15 protein-coding genes are annotated in these 21,384 nt (G+C 65.3%); 5 read left to right on the top strand and 10 right to left on the bottom strand.

Going from position 1 to position 21,384, the window contains the following annotated elements:
• Positions 1–113: 113 nt before the first annotated feature.
• The 4 genes from ACQR3T_RS23415 to ACQR3T_RS23400 all read right to left on the bottom strand — a co-directional run bounded on the left by ACQR3T_RS23415 (position 114) and on the right by ACQR3T_RS23400 (position 5,600).
• Positions 114–2,186 carry a xanthine dehydrogenase family protein molybdopterin-binding subunit gene (locus ACQR3T_RS23415; RefSeq protein ID WP_428694961.1) on the bottom strand — a complete coding sequence of 691 codons (2,073 nt, stop codon included), beginning with the start codon at positions 2,184–2,186 and terminating at the stop codon, positions 114–116.
• A complete protein-coding gene (locus tag ACQR3T_RS23410) occupies positions 2,183–3,196 on the bottom strand; it encodes an FAD binding domain-containing protein (protein ID WP_428694960.1) in 1,014 nt (337 codons plus the stop codon). Before ACQR3T_RS23410 ends, ACQR3T_RS23415 begins: the two co-directional genes overlap by 4 nt.
• Positions 3,193–3,693: a 2Fe-2S iron-sulfur cluster-binding protein gene (locus ACQR3T_RS23405; RefSeq protein ID WP_428694959.1), complete on the bottom strand. Its 501-nt coding sequence runs from the start codon at positions 3,691–3,693 to the stop codon at positions 3,193–3,195. Before ACQR3T_RS23405 ends, ACQR3T_RS23410 begins: the two co-directional genes overlap by 4 nt.
• 98 nt (positions 3,694–3,791) lie before the next feature.
• The gene (locus ACQR3T_RS23400; protein WP_032380623.1) at positions 3,792–5,600 is read right to left on the bottom strand and encodes a DEAD/DEAH box helicase; all 1,809 of its coding nucleotides are present in this window, start codon (positions 5,598–5,600) and stop codon (positions 3,792–3,794) included.
• A gap of 276 nt (positions 5,601–5,876) precedes the next feature.
• Between ACQR3T_RS23400 and ACQR3T_RS23395 the strand changes: the two genes are divergently transcribed.
• Positions 5,877–7,664, top strand: coding sequence for an AMP-dependent synthetase/ligase (locus ACQR3T_RS23395; protein ID WP_428694958.1), 1,788 nt, complete (start codon positions 5,877–5,879; stop codon positions 7,662–7,664).
• 62 nt (positions 7,665–7,726) lie between these two features.
• On the opposite strand, the gene ACQR3T_RS23390 is transcribed toward ACQR3T_RS23395, so the two are convergent.
• Positions 7,727–8,344: an alpha/beta hydrolase gene (locus tag ACQR3T_RS23390; protein WP_428694957.1), complete on the bottom strand. Its 618-nt coding sequence runs from the start codon at positions 8,342–8,344 to the stop codon at positions 7,727–7,729.
• Between the two features lie 81 nt (positions 8,345–8,425).
• Here ACQR3T_RS23390 and ACQR3T_RS23385 point away from each other — a divergent pair, with 81 nt between their 5' ends.
• Positions 8,426–11,875: a TM0106 family RecB-like putative nuclease gene (locus ACQR3T_RS23385; RefSeq protein ID WP_428694956.1), complete on the top strand. Its 3,450-nt coding sequence runs from the start codon at positions 8,426–8,428 to the stop codon at positions 11,873–11,875.
• On the opposite strand, the gene ACQR3T_RS23380 is transcribed toward ACQR3T_RS23385, so the two are convergent.
• Both ACQR3T_RS23380 and ACQR3T_RS23375 read right to left on the bottom strand, forming a co-directional pair.
• Positions 11,845–13,059 carry an alanine racemase gene (locus ACQR3T_RS23380; RefSeq protein WP_428694955.1) on the bottom strand — a complete coding sequence of 405 codons (1,215 nt, stop codon included), beginning with the start codon at positions 13,057–13,059 and terminating at the stop codon, positions 11,845–11,847. The genes ACQR3T_RS23385 and ACQR3T_RS23380 overlap by 31 nt on opposite strands.
• Before the next feature lie 76 nt (positions 13,060–13,135).
• The gene (locus ACQR3T_RS23375) at positions 13,136–13,777 is read right to left on the bottom strand and encodes a TetR/AcrR family transcriptional regulator (protein ID WP_032403836.1); all 642 of its coding nucleotides are present in this window, start codon (positions 13,775–13,777) and stop codon (positions 13,136–13,138) included.
• Between the two features lie 123 nt (positions 13,778–13,900).
• On the opposite strand from ACQR3T_RS23375, the gene ACQR3T_RS23370 reads away from it, so the two are divergent.
• Both ACQR3T_RS23370 and ACQR3T_RS23365 read left to right on the top strand, forming a co-directional pair.
• Positions 13,901–15,214, top strand: a complete 1,314-nt coding sequence (locus ACQR3T_RS23370) for a D-arabinono-1,4-lactone oxidase (RefSeq protein WP_428694954.1) — start codon at positions 13,901–13,903, stop codon at positions 15,212–15,214.
• A 134-nt stretch (positions 15,215–15,348) separates the two neighbouring features.
• Positions 15,349–16,836 carry a molybdopterin-dependent oxidoreductase gene (locus ACQR3T_RS23365; protein ID WP_032380884.1) on the top strand — a complete coding sequence of 496 codons (1,488 nt, stop codon included), beginning with the start codon at positions 15,349–15,351 and terminating at the stop codon, positions 16,834–16,836.
• Positions 16,837–16,855: 19 nt separating this feature from the next.
• Here the strand turns inward: ACQR3T_RS23365 and ACQR3T_RS23360 are convergent, their stop codons facing one another.
• Positions 16,856–17,797, bottom strand: a complete 942-nt coding sequence (locus tag ACQR3T_RS23360; protein ID WP_428694953.1) for an adenosine deaminase — start codon at positions 17,795–17,797, stop codon at positions 16,856–16,858.
• Between the two features lie 10 nt (positions 17,798–17,807).
• Entirely contained in the window at positions 17,808–18,599 is a 792-nt protein-coding gene (locus ACQR3T_RS23355; RefSeq protein WP_032380885.1) for an enoyl-CoA hydratase/isomerase family protein, read from the bottom strand.
• A gap of 89 nt (positions 18,600–18,688) precedes the next feature.
• On the opposite strand from ACQR3T_RS23355, the gene ACQR3T_RS23350 reads away from it, so the two are divergent.
• A complete protein-coding gene (locus ACQR3T_RS23350) occupies positions 18,689–19,834 on the top strand; it encodes an acyl-CoA dehydrogenase family protein (RefSeq protein ID WP_428694952.1) in 1,146 nt (381 codons plus the stop codon).
• 92 nt (positions 19,835–19,926) lie between these two features.
• Here the strand turns inward: ACQR3T_RS23350 and ACQR3T_RS23345 are convergent, their stop codons facing one another.
• Positions 19,927–21,381, bottom strand: coding sequence for a DHA2 family efflux MFS transporter permease subunit (locus ACQR3T_RS23345; RefSeq protein WP_428694951.1), 1,455 nt, complete (start codon positions 21,379–21,381; stop codon positions 19,927–19,929).
• Between the last annotated feature and the right edge of the window lie 3 nt (positions 21,382–21,384).

The following is a 21,384-nucleotide window of genomic DNA, read 5'->3' as shown; positions in this document are numbered from 1 at the left end:
CTACCAAGGACAACTCCACCGCCCCGCAGCCTAGAATCGTGTCCCACATGTATCGAGACACCCGTGTCCCACATGCATCAAGACAGCACACGTAGCAGGGGTCGAGTTTCCACTCACATGCGGCGAAGCCGCTCTAGCACTTTGTCCAGGGTGATCGGAAGTTCGCGGACTCGGACGCCGGTGGCGTTGTAGACCGCATTGCCGATGGCCGCCGAGGAACCGACCGCACCGATCTCACCGATTCCCTTGCCGCCCATGGGCGCGAGTTCCGTATCGACCTCGTCGATCCACACGGCCTCGAGATCGGTGACGTCTGCACACGCCGGGATGTGATACTCGGCGAGATCGTGGTTGGCGAACCCGCCGAACTCGTGATCGACGATGCCACTCTCCATCAACGCCATCCCGAGCCCGAACGTCATACCGCCGATGAGCTGAGACCGAGCCAACCGCGGATTCATCACCGCGCCGATGCCGAACACCCCGAGCATCCGACGCACCCGTACCTCACCGGTGTCGATGTCCACGGCCACCTCGGCGAACTGAGCACCGAAAGCCATGCGCGCCAGCTCCTTCTGCCCCTCCACGTAATCGGTCGTATCGGCCTCGGCCGAGTTGCCCGGCTCGTAGGAACCCCGGGATTTCAGCTCGTGACACACCTTGGTGACGGCCCAGCCCCAGGACGAAGTACCCGAGGAGCCGCCGGCACCAGGCGCTTTCGGCAGAGCGCTGTCGCCGAGTTCGAGTGTGACGACATCCGCATCGACTTCGAGAGCATCGGCGGCAATCTGACGCAGCACGGTACGCGCACCGGTACCAATGTCCGACGCAGCGACGGACACCGTGATCGTGCCGTCCTGCTCCACTCGCGCCGACGCAGTACTCGGCGAGATCAACACCGGGTAGCTGGCCGTCGCGACCCCCATGCCCACCAGGACGTTGCCTTCTCTGCGCTGTCCCGGCGTCGAGACCCGACGGTCCCAGCCGAACTTCTCGGCACCCTCGCGTAGGCACTGCACCACGCTGCGTGAGCTGAACGGGTTGCCACTGGCGGGATCGACGTCGGGCTCGTTCGCGATGCGCAGTTCGATCGGATCGAGACCGGTGGCGACGGCCAGTTCGTCGATGGCCGTCTCGACGGCGAACATGCCGGGCGCTTCGCCGGGTGCCCGCATCCACCGCGGCGTTCCGACGTCCAGCTGTGCCAGTCGGTGGGTGGTGCGACGGTTCGGCGCCGCGTAGATGTGCCGAGTCGATTCCGAGGTCTGCTCGCAGAACTCGAAGATCGTACTGGTCTGCTGAAACGAATCGTGCGCGATCGCCGTCAGTGCGCCGCTCGAATCAGCACCCAGGCGAACATGATTGAGCGTCGGGGTGCGGTATCCGACGACATCGAACAGCGCCTGCCTCGGCAGGACCAGCTTGACGGTCTTGCCGGTGGCCCGCGCAGCCATCGCGGCGAGGACCGCATTGGGCCGAGTGCTGCCCTTCGCTCCGAATCCGCCGCCGACGTTCTCTGCGATCACGCGAACGTTCTCGGGTTCGAGACCGAACGCCGTGGCCAGATCACCTTGAACGCCCGACGGTGCCTGCGTCGAATCCCACAGCGTCAGAAAGCCATCGGACCACTGCGCCGTGGTGGCATGCGGCTCCATGGGACTGTTGTGCATCGGAGCCGTCGAGTACCAGCTGTCGATCACGTGCTCGGCCGTCTCCAACGCAGCATCCGGATCGCCGACCGTGACGTCCGTAGGGAAGCCCGCGTTCACCGATTCGGGCGCGTACAGGGAGCTGTGCTCGGCCGTCAGCGTGTTGTCGGGTGAGCGCACGTCGCCGTACCGCACCTGCACCTGGGCAGCGGCGGCCCGCGCGGCTTGGAGGGTCTCGGCCACGACGACGGCCACGATCTGCCCGCGGTACGCAACGGTGTTCGACTGCAGCACATGGAGTTCGGCATCCTCGACCTCGCCGAGCTTCTCGGCGTTGCCGTGCCACAGGACAGCGTGCACCGAGGAGTCGGCACCGAGTTCGACGTGTTCGACCGTCCCGGCGGGAACTGTTGCGGGCACGTACCAGGCATACAACTGCCCGACGGCCGGCGGCTGTTCCGCGGCGTACCGCGCCCTACCGGTGACCTTGGCGATGGACTCGGTACGCCGAATCGACTGTCCGATCGAGGCCGTCATGATCGGTCTCCCATTTCTTTCTTAGCGCTCGATTCCACGAGTTCGACCAGAGTGCGGGCAACCAGATTGATCACCAGCGGAATCTTGAACGCGTTGTCGCGTAACGGCTCTGCCGAATCGAGCTCGAGCGCCATGGCCCGCCGGAACGACGCCTCCTCGGCGGCCGTGCCCAACAGTGCGTGTTCGGCGGTGTGCGCTCGCCACGGCTTGTGCGCGACGCCGCCCAGCGCGATCGAAACTCCGCGCACGATCCCGTCCTCGACGTCGAGAACCGCGGCAACCGAGGCGACCGCGAACGCGTAGGACTGCCGATCCCGCACCTTGCGGTAGGTGGAGACGGCGGTGTCGGCCGGCTTCGGAATCTCTATCTCCGTGACGATCTCGTCCCGAGCCACCGTGTTGTCACGCTGGGGCTCGTCCCCCGGGAGCCGGAAGAAGTCGTCGATCGCGAGAACACGTTCGCCGTCGACTCCGCGAACGACGATGCGCGCATCGAGCGCCGACAGCGCAACCGCCATATCCGAGGGGTGCGTCGCCACGCAGGCCTGCGAAGCCCCGAGAATGGCCAGGTTTCGGTGTTCACCCGCGCGCGCGGGGCAACCCGAGCCTGGTTCGCGCTTGTTGCACGGCTTCGAGGAGTCCATGAAATACACACATCGAGTGCGCTGGAACAGGTTTCCGCCGGTGGTCGCCATGTTGCGTAGTTGACCCGACGCACCGGAGAGCACCGCCCGCGAGAGCACCGGGTAGCGCTGGCGCACCACCGGATGCACGGCGAGGTCGCTGTTGGTCACGGCCGCACCGATACGCAGGGAACCGTCGGCGATCACCTCGATGTCGTGCAACGGCAATCTCGTCACATCGATCAGAGTCGACGGGCTCGAAACCCCGAGCTTCATCAGATCGACGAGGTTGGTTCCTCCGCCGAGCACCATCGCATGCTCGTCCCGGGCGAGGCGGGCCACTGCGTCGTCGACCGCGGTAGCGGCGTCGTACTCGAAGGTCTTCACGATGCGTCCTGCACAGCCGGAACGATGTTGGCGTAGGCACCGCAGCGACAGAGGTTGCCGCTCATTCGTTCTCGTACTTCGCCGGAATCGAGTTCGACGTCGGTGGCCTCGAGGTCCTCGGTGACCGCACTGGGCCATCCCTGCTTGGCCTCTTCGATAACCGCGACCGCCGAGCAGATCTGCCCGGACGTGCAGTACCCGCACTGGAACGCGTCACGATCGACGAAGGCCTGTTGCACCGGGTGCAGCGTGTCGCCGTCGGACAACCCCTCGACCGTGGTGATCTCGCGATCCTGCTGCGCGACAGCGAACGTCAGGCAGCTATTGATCCGGCGACCCTCGACCAGAACGGTGCAGGCACCGCACTGCCCGTGATCGCACCCCTTCTTGGCCCCGATGAGATCGAGGTTCTCTCGTAATGCGTCGAGCAGGGTGGTTCGGGTGTCGCAGTCGATCTCGCGACCGGTGCCGTTGACACGCAGAGTGACGTGGGTCATGCGCGGATGGATACCCGCGGCCTCGGCCACCAAACGCTCGACCTCGAGGTCGTGCGCGGAAACTCGTAGTGGGCTACGAGTTGCCGTGCACGTGCGCGCTAGCGCCTGCCCTTGAACTTCCCGCCGCCGCGCGGCCCGCCGCTGCGTCCGGGAGGACCGGAATCGGGCTGCAACTGAATCAGCACGCCACTGATGCGGGTACGGCGCAACGCCTCGACCGTCTCGTCGGCGAGATCGGCCGGCAGCTCCACCAACGAGTGATCGGGGCGAATGCTGATGTGCCCGAAGTCGCTTCGGCGCAGTCCGCCTTCGTTGGCGATGGCACCGACGATGGCACCGGGAGCGACGTGATGACGCTTTCCTACGCTGATGCGGTACGTCGCCATCTCCTGGCCCGTCTTGCGGTGATGCGAGCTGGCCGCATCCTCGTCGAACGTGCGAGGAGGACGCGGCTCACGCGGCTCACGGGGTGCCCGCGGCGGGGCAGGCGGCTCGGGCTTGAGCAAGAACGCTTCGCCGTCGCGCGACTGGATGGCCAGCGCTGCCGCGATGTCGACCAGGGGCACGTCGTGCTCGCGCTCGTAGTCCTCGATGAGGCGGCGGAACAGGGCCAGATTCTCGTTGCCGAGGCTCTCGGTGATGGAGTCCTTGAACTTCGTCACGCGCTGCGCATTGACGTCGTCGACGCTCGGGAGCTGCATCTCGGTGATCGGCTGACGCGTCGCACGTTCGATGGCCTTGAGCAGGTGACGCTCCCGGGGCGCGACGAACAGCAGAGCCTGACCGGCGCGGCCCGCTCGGCCGGTACGACCGATGCGGTGCACGTAGGACTCGGTGTCGTGCGGGATGTCGTAGTTGATGACGTGCGAGATGCGGTCGACGTCGAGACCGCGAGCAGCCACGTCGGTGGCCACCAGAATGTCGATCTGGCCGTTCTTGAGCTGGCCGATGGTGCGCTCACGCTGAGCCTGCACGATGTCGCCGTTGATTGCCGCGGCCGAGAAGCCCCGTGCGCGCAGTTTCTCGGCGAGCTCCTCGGTGGCCTGCTTGGTGCGCACGAACATGATCATGGCCTCGAACTCTTCGACCTCGAAGATTCGAGTCAGCGCCTCGAGCTTGCGCTGATGGGCAACCTGCACGTAGCGCTGGGTGATGTTCGGTGCCGTCGACGTCTTGGTCTTGACGGTGATCTCCACCGGGTCGTGCAGATACTGCTTGGAGATCTTGCGAATCGCGGCCGGCATCGTGGCCGAGAACAACGCGACCTGCTTGTACTCGGGAGTGTCGGACAGGATGCGCTCGACGTCCTCCTGGAAACCCATCTTGAGCATCTCGTCGGCCTCGTCGAGCACGAGGTATTCGAGCCCGGACAGGTCGAGCGTGCCCTTCTCGAGGTGGTCGATCACACGGCCCGGTGTGCCGACGATGATCTGGGCACCCTTGCGCAGGCCGGACAGCTGAATGCCGTACGCCTGGCCGCCGTAGATCGGCAGAATGTGCAGGCCGGGGATATGGGTGGCGTATTTGCCGAACGCCTCGGCGACCTGGAGTGCCAGCTCGCGCGTCGGGGCGAGCACCAATGCCTGCGGCACCCGACGCGAGACGTCGAGACGGGACAGGATCGGCACCGCGAACGCCGCGGTCTTACCGGTTCCGGTCTGCGCGAGGCCGACGACGTCGTTGCCCGCCATCAACGGTGGAATGGTGGCCGCCTGAATCGGCGACGGGCTCTCGTAACCGACGTCGCGCAGGGCCTTCAGGACCCGCTCGTCTATTCCGAGATCGGCAAAGGTGATGTCGTCATCCGTCGTCGAAGGCGACTCACCTGCGTGGCCCTGGACGGGAGGGGTCGAACTCGTCTCGTCAGACGTCACGGCGGCATCCTGATCAGATTCTGAAGTGCTCATATATCGCCGAGTTTAGTACCTGCTCGACCCCAGCGACCCCTTCTACGCTGATCAGGTGACGAAAACGGTGCCACCGACACCTCGTGCGAGCAGCCTCACAGACACGACCCGGCGGCGAGGGGCGACTGCAGACGGTTAAGTTGTACTCCGAGTCACACTCAACTCCCCCTGAGCCGACCAAAAATTCACAAACCGGACACCCTCGGTGGTGCGTTACGGACCGGGGTGTGATGAAATGCACAACTACCACGCTATTTTTCCGTAAGGGGTCCAGCAGTGCGCGAATATTCTGTGCCGGCGTCGTTCACCATTCCCGACGACGCTTCCATGGCCGACACCGTCTTCCGGTACCAGAAGGAATCACCGAACTTCGTCCCGTTCCAGCGCCTGGTGAACGGCACCTGGACCGACGTCACAGCGGGCCAGTTCGCCGAAGAGGTCACCGCCGTGGCCAAGGGCCTGATCGCATCGGGCGTCGAACTCGGCGACCGCGTCGCGATCCTCAGCGCGACCCGCTACGAGTGGGTCGTCCTCGACTACGCCATCTGGACCGCGGGCGGATGCACCGTCGCGATCTACGAGACCTCGTCGGCCGACCAGGCCCAGTGGATCCTCGAGGACTCGGCGACCAAGTTGCTGATCGTCGAGACCGCGTCCCATGTCTCCAACCTCAAGGACGTCACCGACGGTGCCGCCGACCTGCGTGAGGTACTCCAGATCGACGACGGTGCCATCGACGAGCTGACCACCCGCGGTGCCGGAGTGAGCGACGAGGACGTGCACACCCGTCGCCACCAGGTCACCGCCGCCTCCCCCGCCACCCTGATCTACACCTCGGGCACCACCGGTCGCCCCAAAGGTGTGCAGCTCACGCATGCGAACTTCTACGCCGAGGTCCAGGCCACCCAGATCGCCCTGCACGACTCCATGCGCGAGGGCAACCGCACACTGATGTTCCTCCCGATGGCGCACGTGTTCGCCCGCGCGGTGTCGTTCGGCTCGTTCGAGTCGAAGGTGACCGTGGGCCACACCTCGGATGTATCGACACTGGTGGATCAGTTCGCCGTCTTCAAGCCGAACTTCATCCTCTCGGTGCCGCGCGTGTTCGAGAAGGTCTACAACTCGGCCAAGCAGAAGGCACACGACGGCGGCAAGGGCAGCATCTTCGACAAGGCCGCCGCGACGGCCATCGAGTGGAGTGAGGCCCAGGAGAAGGGCGGCGCAGGCCTGGTCCTGAATCTCAAGCACACGGTCTTCGACAAGCTCGTCTACTCCAAGTTGCGGGCTGCCCTCGGCGGCAACTGCGATCGTGCGGTCTCGGGCGGCGGCCCCCTCGGCGCTCGCCTCGGCCACTTCTTCCGCGGCGCGGGCGTCCCGGTCTACGAGGGCTACGGACTGACCGAGACCAGCGCAGCCGTCACCGTCAACACCACCAAGGAACAGCGCGTCGGCACCGTCGGCAAGCCCATCGACGGCCACGCGGTCAAGGTCGCCGAGGACGGCGAACTGCTGCTCAAGGGCCCGGTGGTGTTCAGCGGTTACTGGCACAACGAGAAGGCCACCGCCGAAGCGATCGTCGATGGCTGGTTCCACACCGGCGATCTCGGCGCGATCGACCAGGAGGGCTTCGTCTCGATCACCGGCCGCAAGAAGGAAATCATCGTCACCGCGGGTGGCAAGAACGTCGCTCCCGCGGTGCTCGAGGACGCCCTGCGCGCCAACGCGATCATCAGTCAGTGCCTCGTCGTCGGCGACGCCAAGCCGTTCATCGGTGCCCTGATCACCCTCGATCCCGAGGCGATGCCGGGTTGGCTCGAACGCCACAGCCTCTCCGCCGACATCCCGTTCTCGGAGCTGTCGAAGAACGCCGACCTCGTCGCCGAGATCGACAAGGCCGTGGCCGAGGCCAACAAGAAGGTCTCGAACCCGGAGCAGATCAAGAAGTACACGATCCTCGAGAACGACTTCACCGTCGAAACCGGAGAGCTCACCCCGACGATGAAGCTCAAGCGCAACATCATCCACTCCGAGCGTGGCAGCGACATCGAGGCCATCTACTCGTAGATCGAACACGAGAGAAAGGGCCCGGCGCGCTGTGCACGCCGGGCCCTTTCTCGGTTCTCGGGTCAGGACATGTGCTCGTCGAGAAACTCCGCGACCGCCAACGTCACCTGCAGGTGGATCTTTTCGTGCAGCAGGTCGTGGCCGCCGTCGTCGAACTCGTGCAGGGACGCGTCGGGCACACCGCCGATCCACTCGCGGACCGCATCGATCGGAGCCAAGCGGTCGTCGACACCGTGCACGGCGAGGATCGGAATCACATTGTCGGAGAGGTCGTCGGAAGCGCCCGTCACCGACTTCGGAGTGCCACACAGCACAGCGCACCGGACCGCCTGCGGATGCGCGCCGAGCGCTGCGATGGCCGTCGCGGCACCCAGCGAGTGCCCCATCAGCGCGAACGACAATTCAGGATGCTCGGCCTCGGCAATGTCGAGCAGCTGCAGCGCATTCTGAGCCAGGCCAGGTATCTGAGCCGCGTCGGTCAACTCCCCTTCGGTGAGACCGTGGCCGACATGGTCGACCGCCCACACGTCCACTCCGCGACCGTTCAGGACCCGGGCGAACCGGTGATAGTGGCCGCTGTTCTGACCGAGACCGTGGAGGAAGACAAGACCGAAACGAGCATCGGGAACGGTCCAGTTTCGGTAATGGACAGCACCGGTGGCTCCGTCGAAAAATGGCATTCGATCATTTTGCCTCCTCTCGTCGGCATTCGCGCGCAACGTGACCGGCGCCGCTGTCGTCGATGGCTAGGGTGGGCACTTGTGTTCCTCCTCGGCGATCGGGTCGTCTACAGCGCCAGCGACCTCGCAGCGGCGGCGTCCTGCGAATTCGCATTGCTTCGCCGACTCGACGGGTTGACCGGACTGATCCCGCGCGCTGCCGCCGAACCGGACCCCATGCTCGACCGCACGTCCGCACTCGGATTCGAACACGAACGGCGTCAACTCGCAGCCTTCGAGCTGCGCTACCCCGGCGGCGTCCTGACTATGGACAGACCGGGACGCACCGCCCAGGAACTGGCCGACGCCGCGTGGGCAACCTTCGCCGCGCTGACCGCACGCACCCCCGTGGTGTACCAGGCGACCTTCTTCGACGGCCGGTTCCTCGGCTTCTGCGACTTTCTGGTGGCAGAGGGTTCGGGCTACGGCGTGTACGACACCAAGCTGTCGCGGCACGCGAAGGTGCCGGCTCTGCTCCAGTTGGCGGCGTACGCAGATGCGCTGCGTGCCGGCGGAGTGACTCCGAGCGACGATGTACACCTCGTACTCGGTGACGGCAGCGACTCCGTTCACGCTCTCGCCGAGATACTTCCCGTCTATCGGCAGTCCCGGGATCATCTCCAACACATCCTCGACGAGCACCACGCCGAAGGCACGGTCGTCGATTGGTTCGATGCGCGCTACTCCGGGTGCGGGCAGTGCGAGGCCTGCGTTGTCGAAGTGGAGCAGCACCGAGACCTTGTTCTCGTCGCCGGCATGCGCACGAGTACCCGCGAGAAGCTGCTCGACGCGGGAATCACCACGGTGGACGAGCTGGCCTCGTCGACGGGGATCGTCGACGGGATGTCCACACGTACAACGGCGAACCTGCGTGCCCAGGCGGCGCTGCAAGTTCGCCAGGAGCACAGCGGCGAACCGGAATTCGAGATCTTCGACGCCGACGCACTCGGGGTGATACCCGAACCCGATCCGGGCGACATCTTCTTCGACTTCGAGGGCGATCCGCTGTGGGCCGAAGCCGGGAGTAGCGAGTGGGGGCTCGAGTACCTGTTCGGCGTCTACACCGCCGACGGCGAGTTCCTTCCGTTCTGGGCGCACGATCGCGCACAGGAACGCCGTGCCCTGATCGACTTCCTCGACTACGTCTCCGCACGCCGCGCCGCCTACCCCCACATGCACGTCTACCACTACGCGCCGTACGAGAAGACCGCGCTGCTGCGTCTCGCCGGGCGCTACGGAGTGGGCGAGGACGCCGTCGACAACCTGCTGCGGGACAACGTATTGGTAGACCTGTATCCCGTTGTCCGGTCTGCAGTACGCATCGGAGCTCGGTCCTACAGCATCAAGAAGCTCGAACCGCTGTACATGCCCGCGGCCCGCGACGGGGACGTCACCGACGCGGCCGCGTCGATCGTCGAATACGCGAACTGGTGCGATCTGCGGGACCAGGGCAAGGATGACGAGGCCGCCGCTCTCCTGGCCGATATTGCCGAGTACAACCGCACCGACTGCGAATCGACTCTGCGACTTCGCGATTGGTTGCTCGAACGCGCATCGGACGCCGGTGTTCCGCCGCGGGTGAACCAGGAGCTCGACCTCGACAAGAGCGCCTCCGACACCGCGAGCCCGCTGGAACTCGACCTTGCCGAGTACGCGGGACTGCCCTGGGACCGCACCCCGACGCAGCAGGCCGTGGCCCTGTTCGCCGGTGCCATCGGCTACCACCGCCGCGAGCGAAAGCCGTTCTGGTGGGCCCACTTCGATCGCTTGACCCACCCACTGGACGAATGGGCCGACGCGGCAGACGTATTGAAAGTCGAACGCGCGGAACTGGTGCACGACTGGATGAAAACGGCACCCACACAGCGTGTTCGACGACGACAGATCAAGCTGCTGGGACATCTGAGCAACGGCGTGCTCGGGGGCTCGAAGGTCAAACTCCTCTACGCGGAACCGGCCCCGGAAGGGCTGCCGAAACAGCAACCTACCCATCGCGCGACCACATCGGTCGAGATCGTGCAGACCGGCTACGAGGGCACCCTCGACATGGTCGTCGTGCAGGAGAACCTACGCAAGGGTGTGACCGAATACACCGACTTTCCCATCGCGACGGCGCCCGAGCCGCCGCCCGCGACCAAATATCTCGAAGAGGCGATCGTCGCAGCGGCCACCGAGGTCAGCGCTGCGCTGCCCCACCTTCCGCGTACGGCCATCGCCGATCTGCTGACGCTGTCTGCGCCCCGAACCCATTCCGGCACAGGCCTTCCCGCGGTCCGGGGCCACGACTACGCAGCTGCGGTCACCGCAGCGCTGCTGGATCTGGCGAACTCCTACGTGGCCGTTCAGGGCCCACCCGGGACCGGGAAGACCTACACCGCCGCGCGAGTGATCGCCGAACTGGTCGACGTCCATCACTGGCGCATCGGCGTGGTGGGCCAGTCTCATCACGTGGTGAACAATCTGTTGGACACCATCGTGGCCGCCGGGGTGGACCCGGCCAAGGTGGGCAAGAAGGCCCCGACCGCCCACACCGTCGTCGAACCCACCGACTACGCCCGTTTCGTCACCGACGCCGAGCAGGGCTGCGTCATCGGCGGGACCGCCTGGGACTTCTCCAACCCCGGCCGGATACCGCGCGGGGCCCTGGATCTGCTGGTCGTCGACGAGGCCGGGCAGTTCTCGCTGGCCAACACCATCGCCGTCTCGGTGTCTGCCCGCAACCTGTTGCTGCTCGGCGACCCGGCACAGCTGCCGCAGGTCAGCCAGGGCACCCACCCCGAACTCGTCGACGAATCCGCCCTGGGCTGGATCACCGACGGTCACCCGACGCTGCCCGCCGATCGCGGGTACTTCCTGGCGACGACGTGGCGGATGCATCCGGATCTGTGCGCGCCCGTCTCGGCGCTGTCGTACGAGGGCAAACTGCAGTCCAACAAGGCTGTCACACAGTCTCGTTCGCTGTCAGGGCTGGAGCCCGGCCTGCACACCGTCTATCTGGACCATCACGGTAACTCCACGGACTCGGTGGAAGAGGCCGACGAGATCGTCGCACGAGTGCAGGGTCTCTTGGGTCGATCGTGGAGCAACCCCGAGTCGTTCGACGGCGTGCGACCGATGGAGCAGTCCGACTTTCTCGTCGTCGCGGCCTACAACGCTCAGGTCGCCGTCGTCCTCGAGCGTCTCGCGGCCGCCGGACTGGGTGACGTCTCGGTCGGAACCGTCGACAAGTTCCAGGGCCGACAGGCCCCGGTGGTGTTGATCTCGATGGCGGCATCGGCGATCGAGGACGTTCCGCGTGGGATGTCGTTTCTGCTCTCGCGCAACCGACTCAACGTCGCCGTCTCACGCGGTCAGTGGGCCGCGATCCTGATCCGATCGCGAGCACTGACTCAGTACTTGCCGTCGACCCCGGCCGGGCTCGTCACCCTAGGCACGTTCATGAGCCTGTGCGAGAACGGAATTCAGCCGAACGCCATACCCTCGCCGCGGTAGGTGGGGACCGCCTCGACGGATCCGTCGGCGTGCACCAGATGCAGGGTGTCGAATCGCTCGCACAGCTCGCCCGCCTTGGCGTGCCGGAACCAGACGCGATCACCGATGTGCACCTCGTCGGCCCCGCTCACCGGAGTCTGCACCTCACCGGCACCCTCGTTGCGCAGTAGCTTCAGCCCGGACGTCACCACTCCCCTGGCCTTCCTCGACCACGCCACCGGCCGGGGTGCCCGCGACGACGATGCCGGACCCGACGCGATGTAGCCACCACCGAACAACGTTGCGATCTGCGGGGTCGGCTTGCGCACCGCGGACAGCGCGAAGAACAGCGACGGCTCGGCAGAGAAGGCGCGATACCGGTCGAACAGCGTCGGCGCGAACAGACCCGATCCGGCGGTGACCTCGGTGACGACCGGATCGGCCGCCGAGAAGTCGATCGACCCGGTGCCGCCGCTGTTCACGATCTCGATGTGACCCACCGCCGCGGACACCGCCTCGACCACTGCCCTTCTGCGCGTGGAGATCTCACGGGACGACAGCGACTTCATCCACTCCACCGCGACATTGGAATCAGGCACACCGGCGATCTGCGCCTCGTAGAACATCAGACCGACGACCCGGAACCCCCGCGAGTGCGCCACCCGCGCGAAGGCGGTAACCTGCTCGGGATCGCGCAGCGGAGAACGCCTGACCCCGATGTGCAGCGGCCCGATCCGCAGCGAGGCATCGACATCGATACAGATACGGGGCTTGAGAAGGTCGCTGCGGGTGGCGTCGCGCACGATGTCCAATTGCGCGACGTCGTCGACCATCAGTGTGATGCGACCCGACAGAACTCGATCGTTGACGACCTCGGCGAGAGCCGTGCGGTCGACACTCGGATAGCCCATCAGGATGTCCTCGACCCCCTGGCGCGCGAGCCACACCGCCTCACGCAGCGAGTACGCCATGACCCCGCTCACGCCTTCTGTTGCGAGCACCCGATCGAGGACGGCTCGGCAGCGCACCGACTTGCTGGCGATCCGAATCGGCACCCCCTTCGCTCGCGCTCGCAGCGCCGCCGCATTGGCATCGAGAGCAACCGAATCGACTGCAGCCAAGGGAGATTCGAGACCCTCGGTGGCAGCGGCTATCCGAGAGAGTGGTGTCGTGTCGGAGGTGACGACACCAGCGATCGAACTCATACTTCAACATTCCTTCGTCGTCGTTGCCGGGCCCACACAGTCAAACACTCCGCAGCCGAGAAGTCCCGGCGAGCACTCAACGGTCCAGGGCTTTGCCCGCGATCAGCCCGGACAGGTCGTCGATCTGTGCCAGCACCTCGAGGTCGTCACCGTCGACCAGCCACCGCAGCACCAGACCGTCGAGCGTCGCCATCCCGAAGCGCGCGATCGACTCCACCGGCTCGAGCCATCTCGTGCCGGTGTGATCGGAGCACTTCTCGAAGAACAACCGGGCCTCGGAGTCCCGAATCCGGTACTGACCATTGGCGATCTCGGCCGCGGTGGCGGACCCGAGCGCGCGATGCCGCAGCAGGTAGGTCTTGATCTCGTATGCGAGCAACTGCCGATCCGGCGACTTCTCGATCAACAACCACACTGCGCTCAGCCCGCCGTGCACCAGCTCGCGCAGACCCCGAACTCCTGGCAATTCTCGGGTACCGACAGCGCTGTCCAGCGCCGCGTGGAGAATCTCGGTGACGTCGACGATGAGGTGCTCCCCCATCGCGATCACCAAATCCTGCTTGGTCTCGAAGTGGTACTGCACGATGCCCTTGGTGACGTCGGCGTACTCCGAGAGCGCGCGCACCGTCAGGGACTCGATACCCACCCGCTCGGCGACGTCGATCGCCGACTGCACCAGTTGTGCGCGTCGCACATCCGCGGGCAGCCTCGATTGCATGACCCGATACTAGGGGGCTGCCGAAGTCTGTGCCCCATATTGATCCACGGGGGGCGAACCCGAGGTTTCGGGAGTGGAGCCTGCGGAACGACCCTGCGGTTTCGGGAGTGCGATAGTGATTCGATGATCGAGCGGTCGTGGCAGAACTGGGCGGGCAATCAGCAGGCATATCCGGCGGATCGTGCCGAGCCCGCATCGGTGGACGAAGTGCGCAGCGTTCTTCAGGGCGCCGTCGATCGGTCTCGGTCGGTGCGATGCGTCGGGGCCGGTCACTCCTTCACTCCGATTGCCGTCACCGACGGCGTTCAGATCAGCCTCGATTCCTTGCGTGGGATCGAATCGGTCGTTTGCGACGACGACGGTTCCGCCCGGGTGACGGTGCTCGCCGGCACTCGGCTGCGCGAGCTGACCGCGCGGCTGTGGGATCTCGGCCTGGCCATGACCAACCTCGGCGACATCGACGAACAATCCGTTGCGGGAGCCATCTCCACGGGCACCCACGGAACCGGTGCCCGCTTCGGCGGCATCGCCACTCAGGTACATGCGCTCGAGCTGATGACCGCGGACGGCCGGCTCGTCCGGTGCTCCCGCGACGAGAACACGGAGCTGTTCGACGCGGCCCGCATCGGCCTCGGTGCGCTCGGCGTCATCACCCGAGTCACGCTCGACTGCGTTCCGGCGTTCGCCCTGCGGGCCGTCGAGGAACCGTCGACGCTGACGGCAACGCTCGCCGAGCTCGAAACCACCGTCGCGGCCGTCGACCACTTCGAGTTCTACTGGTTCCCACACACCGACCGTGTGCTGACCAAACGCAACACCCGCCTGCCCGGAGACGCCGTGCTGCGCCCGCTGGGAAAGGTGCGCTCGTACCTCGACGACGAGCTGCTGTCCAACACGGTCTTCGAGGGGCTCAACCGCATGGTGACGCGGGTGCCTGCCCTGATTCCTCGACTCAACGCGGTCTCGGCCCGGGCGCTGTCGGCCCGCGAATACACCGATCGCTCGTACCGGGTGTTCGCATCCTCGCGGACGGTCAGATTCGTCGAGATGGAATATGCGGTGCCGGCATCCGAGATCGGCTGGGTGCTGCGCGAGGTGGATCGCTGGCTCGAGCAGTCTTCCATGTCCATCGCGTTTCCCGTCGAAGTACGGTTCGCCGCCGCCGACGACATCTGGCTCTCTACGGCCTACGGACGCCCGACGGCCTACATCGCTGTGCACCAGTACCACCGCCGCGATCACCGCGACTACTTCGACGCCGTCGAGGACATCTGCCGCAGCGTCGGCGGCCGGCCGCACTGGGGCAAACTACACTCCCTCGGCGGCGACGAACTGCGTGATTCCTACGAGCACTTCGACGATTTCCTCCGCATCCGCGATTCGATGGACCCGCACCAGGTGTTCGGCAGCGAGTACCTCGAACACCTGCTGTCCTGAGCGGTTGACCGGCGAAACGTTGCGCGCAATTTCTGCTCCACTCCTGCGGCCTTCGAGTGGGTTTCCCCAGGCCGACGCGTCGAGTGGAGCGTCCCGTGCACGCAGCCACTCCGCGCACGCTTACATTGGAGCGAGTGAGCACAGGTAAACGCGCGCTGTCCGGCATCATCGCCGCCGGAGTCGTCCTCGGTGTCGGTGAATTGATTGCCGTCCCCATCGGACCGAACTCGTCGCCACTGACGGCCGTCGGGTCCTCGGCCGTCGACAACAGTCCGGCCCCGGTCCGTGAATGGGCCATCGACACGTTCGGCACCTCCGACAAGCTCGCCCTGTTCGTCGGCATGGCTCTGGTGATCGCTGCTATCGCCGCCGCGGCAGGCATCGCCCGCAAACCGATCGGTGCTGTGGTGTTCGCAGCACTGGGCGTGCTTGGCGTCCTCGCAGCGGTGACTCGACCCGACGCAACGGCCTTCTACGCAGTCCCGACCATCGGCGGTGTCGTCGTCGGCATTGTCGTGCTGCACGCCCTCGTCGGTGCCGCCACCCCGGCGACCGAGGGCATGAACCGTCGCAGCTTCCTGACCCTCGCCGCCGGTGCCGCGGTACTCGGCGTCGTCGCCGGGACGGCCGGACGGATGCTCACCTCGGCGCGAGCCGTCACCGCCGATCGACTCGGCTTCATGCTTCCGACCCCGACGCCGCAGCCGCCGATACCGGCCGGGGCAGATCTGCAGATCGACGGCCTCGCGTCGTACATCACCCCGAACGAGGACTTCTACCGCATCGATACCGCGTTGGTCGTGCCGCGGGTGGCGTCGGATACGTGGTCGCTGCGGATACACGGCATGGTCGACCGCGAGATCGAGCTGACGTTCGCCGATCTGGCGCAGCGCCAGGCCGTCGAGAAGACGGTCACCCTGACCTGTGTGTCGAACATCGTCGGCGGCGACCTCGTGGGCAACGCAACGTGGATCGGCTACCCGCTCAAGGACATTCTCGAAGAAGCAGGCATTTCGCCGGATGCCGACATGGCTCTGTCTTCCAGCAGCGACGCCTTCACCGCGGGCACTCCCCTGGAGGTTCTGCTCGACGGCCGCGATGCCTTACTGGCGGTGGGGATGAACGGTGCGCCGCTGCCCGTCGAGCACGGCTACCCGGCGCGGCTCGTCGTTCCGGGTCTGTACGGATACGTCTCGGCGACCAAATGGGTCACCGACATCGAGATCACCCGCTTCGACAAGGTGACGGCGTATTGGACCGATCGCGGCTGGGGCGCTCTCGGACCGATCAAGACCGCCTCGCGCATCGACACCCCGCGATCGGGCAGCTCGGTGCCCGCCGGGAAGTCGGTAGTCGCGGGCGTCGCCTGGGATCAGCACACCGGTATCGAGGGCGTGGAAGTGCAAGTAGACGAGGGCAATTGGGTGCCGGCCACACTCTCGGAGGAGTACTCCAAGGACACCTGGCGGCAATGGACGGTCGAGCTCGATCTGGCTGCGGGCCAGCATTCCATCCGAGCCCGCGCCACCAACTCTGCCGGAGAGCTGCAGACCAACAAGACCGCCGACACCGTTCCCGACGGAGCCACCGGCTACCCGAAGATCTCGGTGACGGCGAACTGATCCAGGAAGTCGCGCTGATCTAGACGGTCACGAAGCTCGCGCGAATCGAGTTCTCGGCCAATTGCTTTCGCTCCGCCGCGGTGAGGCCCATTCCCGCCTCGAGGGCAGAGAAGTTGTCGTCGACGTAGCCGCCGAAGTAGGCGGGATCGTCGGAATTGATCGACACCGACAGGCCGCGCTCGAGCATCTGGCGCAACGGCAACTGCTCGACGTTGTCGATCACTTGGAGCCGAACATTGGACAGCGGGCAGACGGTGAGCGGAATCTGTTCCTCGACAAGTCGATTCACCAGTGCCTCGTCTTCCAGGCATCGAACCCCATGATCGATGCGCTCGACCTTCAGCAGATCCAGTGCCTGCCAGATGTAGTCGGGCGGGCCTTCCTCACCGGCGTGAGCGACCACGTGCAAACCCTCGGCGCGTGCCTTGGCGAACACATCGACGAACAGCGACGGCGGGTAGCCCACCTCGGCGGAATCGAGACCGAGGCCGATGATCGGAGCCTGCATCGCCAACAGGTCGTCGAGCAGTTGATTCGCGTGCAGTACCGGCTTGTCGCGCAGAATCGACGCGATCAGCCCACTGGTGACGCCGAATTCGCGCTCACTGGTCGCACACGCGTCGGCCAATCCCTCCACGACGGCCTGGAGCGGGACACCGCGCTCGGTGTGCGCCTGCGGGTCGAAGAAGATCTCCGCGTGCGTCACCCCGGCCTGCGCGGTCCGGCGGAAGTAGGCCCGGGCCAGATCGGCGAAATCCTCGGCGGTCTGCAACACGGCCATGTTCGCGTAGTACAGATCGAGGAAGGACTGCAGGTCCGTGAACTCGTACTTCGCGCGCAGTTCGTCTATATCGTTGTACGGCAGCGTGATTGCGTTGCGCTCGGCAAGATCGAAGATCAGCGGAGGTTCGAGCGACCCTTCGATGTGCAGGTGCAGTTCGGCCAGCTGATCGTTACTCACTCATACGATTCTACTTGCCCGTGTACGTCGCCTTACCCGGGCCGACCTCGAGGAAGCTCGCGACCGCACCGCGCAGATCCTCGGTCTCGAACAATGCGCCCGAGACCTCCGAGGTGATCTCGTCCGCGCGGGCGACGCCACCGGAACGCCACGCTGCCACAATCTGTTTGGTTGCCGCGTGCGCGACGGTGGGGCCGTCGGCCAGTCGATGGGTCAGCGCGAGTGCCGCCGCGTCGACGTCGTCGTGGATCTGATTGACCACGCCCCACTCCTTCAGCGTCTGCGCGTCGTACAGATCTCCGGTCATGACGAGCTCGCGAGCCCGACCCGAACCGGCACGCTCGGCCAGACGCTGCGGTCCACCCATCGACGGCGTCAACCCGACGACGGTCTCGACGAGACCGAACTTTGCCTTCGGTCCGGCCAGGATGATGTCGCAGGCCAACGAGATCTCGAACGCCGCGGTGAGCGTCAACCCGTGCGCGGCGTAGATCACCGGGCAGGGCAGAGCCTCGAGCGGATGCGCGATGCTTGCGAACAAGCCACGCCACAGATCGGCACCCTGCGCAGCGGACAGGCCCTGGAACACGTGCACGTCGACGCCTGCCGAGTTGACCTTGCCCTCGGCGCGCAGCAGCACTGCACGGGGCGGACTCGCGACGAGATCGGCGATATCGGCGGCCACCGCGTCGAACATCGCCTGGTCGAAGAGGTTGAGCGGACCGTGATCGAAGGTGAGCACAGCGATCTCTGCGCCGGCATCGGTGGTGGATCGGACGAGCGAAGTGGGTGCGTCAGCCATGGTTCGCATAGTGCCACACCCGTCTCGGACGGTTGTTACCAGCGAGTATTGTGCGCAGATAAGTCACCGTTACCGAGAGGAACACATACATGAAGCGCAGCCTGTTCGAGGCCGATCACGAGGACTTCCGTGCATCGGTGCGCGAGTTCGTCACCCGAACCATCACCCCGGTCGAGGAGAAGCTCGTCGAACAGCGGTACATCGACCGCGAGATCTGGCTCGAAGCAGGACGCAACGGCTTCCTGGGCCTCGAAGTACCGGAGGAATACGGCGGCAGTGGAGCGGAGGACTACCGATTCAACGCCGTCCTCGCCGAGGAACTCGCCCACTCGAGTGCCGCGGTGGCGTCGTGCTTCGGTATTCACGTCGACATCGTGGCTCCGTATCTCGTCAAGCTCACCACCGAGGAGCAGAAGAAGCGTTGGCTGCCCGGCTTCTGCAGCGGGGAGATCCTGACCGCGATCGCTATGACCGAGCCGTCCGGCGGCTCGGACCTGGCCGCGCTGAAGACCACCGCCGTCAAGGACGGCGACGACTTCATCATCAACGGATCCAAGACGTTCATCACCAACGGCAACTCCGCGGACCTCGTCATCGTCGCGACCCGCACGACGCCGGAGAAGAAGGCCAAGGGCATCACGCTCTTCGCCGTCGAGAACGGCACCGAAGGGTTCTCTCGTGGCCGTAAGCTCGACAAGGTCGGTCAGCCCGAATCCGACACCGCCGAATTGTTCTTCGAGAACGTGCGGGTGCCGAGCTCGAACATGATCGGCGAATTCGACGGCGGCTTCATCCACATGATGCAGCTGCTCCCCCAGGAACGCATCAGCTGCTCGGTGGCCAACCTCGGACACGTCCGCCCCATTCTGGAGGAGACGCTGCAGTACGCCAAGGACCGCAAGGCATTCGGTCAGCAGATCGGCTCGCTGCAGTGGAACAAGTTCCTGCTCGCCGAGCTCGTCACCAAACTCGATGTGGCACAGGCGTACATCGACAACTGCATCGCCGCCCACGGAATCGGAGAGCTGACGGCCATCGATGCGGCCAAGGCCAAATGGTGGAGCTCGCAGGTGCAGAACGAGATCCTCGACCACTGCGTCCAGCTGCACGGCGGCTACGGATTCATGAACGAATACCGCGCCGCCCGCGCCTGGAAAGACGCTCGCGTGACGAAGATCTGGGCCGGATCGAACGAAATCATGAAGGAACTGATCGGCCGGGATCTGGGCCTGTAGAGCAGCTTCGCCGCATGTGCACGCGGAGCCTGCGGTCGTTCCGCAGGCTCCACTCCGGCTTCGTAGTGGGCTACGAAGTTCCGTGCACATGGCTACTTGAAGGCGGGCCGGGCGTAGAAGCAGACCGCGATCATGCCGACGATCAGCACGGCGGCGGGCAGAATCAGCGACTGCGACATGGCGGCGGTGAATCCGTCTCGCAGCATTTCGGGTACGCGACCGGCGAATTCGTTTGCGCCCGAAGCAGATCCACCGGTAGGTAGTTCGGCGGCCAAGCGCGATTGGATGAGCGCGCCGATGCCGGCGCTACCGAGTACCGAGCCGATCATGCGCGTGGTGTTGTAGATGCCCGAGCCTGCGCCTGCCTGACTCATCGGCAGATTGCGGGTTGCGGTGGCCGCCAACGGAGACCAGATCAACGCATTCGCCACGCCCATCGCCGCGATCGGCAGAAGCAGCTTCCAGATCGCGGTGGTGGGCGTCATCTCGTACGCGAACCACAGCAGCGCGGCGGCCAGGATGAACAATCCGGATCCGGCGATGTAGCGGGGATGCGTCTTGTCGACGAGCTTGCCGACATTGGGCGCGAGGATTCCGGTGAGCAGCGCCATCGGCACGAACAGCAGTGCCGACCGGGTAGGCGTCAAACCGGTGACACTCTGCGCGTAGAACATGATCGGCAACATCATGCCGGACATCGCGAAGCCCATGGCTGCGATACCGATGTTGGACAACGAGAAGTTACGGTCGCGGAACAGCGCCAAAGGCACCAGCGGCTCGTTCTTGTTCACGGACTGCCAGTAGACGAACCCCGCGAAGACGAGCAACCCCACACCGATGAGGATCCAGACGCCGGTACCCCAGTCGTACTTCTGACCTTCCTGAATGCCGAAGACGATGCAGAAGAGCCCGATGGCACTGAGCGCAACGCCCAGTAGATCGAACTTGTGATCGTGGGTCGGCAACACCGGAACGAACTTCAGCGCCAACGCAATTGCGATAATTCCGACCGGCACGTTGATGAAGAAGATCCACTCCCAGCCGAGCGAGTCGACCAGTACACCGCCGAGAATCGGCCCGACGAGCGTCGCGACGCCTGCGACTGCGCCCCATGCTCCCATCGCAGTTCCGCGCTTCTCCGCCGGAAACACACGAGTGATCACGGCCATCGTCTGCGGGGTGATCATCGCCGCGCCGAGACCCTGAACCGCACGCGCCGCGATGAGCATCTCGATCGATCCCGACAGTCCACACCACACGGACGCGAGGGTGAAGAGCACGAGGCCGGCGATGTACAGGTTCTTCGGGCCGAACTTGTCACCCATCCGACCCGTGACCAGCAATGGAACGGCATAGGCCAGGAGGTACGCACTGGTGACCCAGATGACGTTGTTGATGTCCGTGTTCAGACCGGCGAGAATCGCGGGCTGAGCGACGGCCACGATGGTGGTGTCCACCAGAATCATGAAGAAGCCGAGGCACAGCGCCCACAGGGCGGGCCACGGTCTGATGTCGTTGTGCAACGGCGCGGTCTCGACGGCGTTCATAGT

Source organism: Rhodococcus sp. IEGM1428 (assembly GCF_050321865.1).
Taxonomy (GTDB): domain Bacteria; phylum Actinomycetota; class Actinomycetes; order Mycobacteriales; family Mycobacteriaceae; genus Rhodococcoides.
Note: the sequence above shows the minus strand (reverse complement) of the source record. Positions and strands in the feature narration are given on the sequence as shown.

Excerpts from the sequence above, each read along its gene's own strand:
- ACQR3T_RS23370 (WP_428694954.1), top strand. The coding sequence starts at position 13,901 with ATGATCGAGCGGTCGTGGCAGAACTGGGCGGGCAATCAGCAGGCATAT.
- ACQR3T_RS23390 (WP_428694957.1), bottom strand. The coding sequence starts at position 8,344 with ATGCCATTTTTCGACGGAGCCACCGGTGCTGTCCATTACCGAAACTGG.
- ACQR3T_RS23345 (WP_428694951.1), bottom strand. The coding sequence starts at position 21,381 with ATGAACGCCGTCGAGACCGCGCCGTTGCACAACGACATCAGACCGTGG.
- ACQR3T_RS23355 (WP_032380885.1), bottom strand. The coding sequence starts at position 18,599 with ATGGCTGACGCACCCACTTCGCTCGTCCGATCCACCACCGATGCCGGC.
- ACQR3T_RS23380 (WP_428694955.1), bottom strand. The coding sequence starts at position 13,059 with ATGAGTTCGATCGCTGGTGTCGTCACCTCCGACACGACACCACTCTCT.
- ACQR3T_RS23405 (WP_428694959.1), bottom strand. The coding sequence starts at position 3,693 with ATGACCCACGTCACTCTGCGTGTCAACGGCACCGGTCGCGAGATCGAC.
- ACQR3T_RS23375 (WP_032403836.1), bottom strand. The coding sequence starts at position 13,777 with ATGCAATCGAGGCTGCCCGCGGATGTGCGACGCGCACAACTGGTGCAG.
- ACQR3T_RS23350 (WP_428694952.1), top strand. The coding sequence starts at position 18,689 with ATGAAGCGCAGCCTGTTCGAGGCCGATCACGAGGACTTCCGTGCATCG.
- ACQR3T_RS23400 (WP_032380623.1), bottom strand. The coding sequence starts at position 5,600 with ATGAGCACTTCAGAATCTGATCAGGATGCCGCCGTGACGTCTGACGAG.
- ACQR3T_RS23415 (WP_428694961.1), bottom strand. The coding sequence starts at position 2,186 with ATGACGGCCTCGATCGGACAGTCGATTCGGCGTACCGAGTCCATCGCC.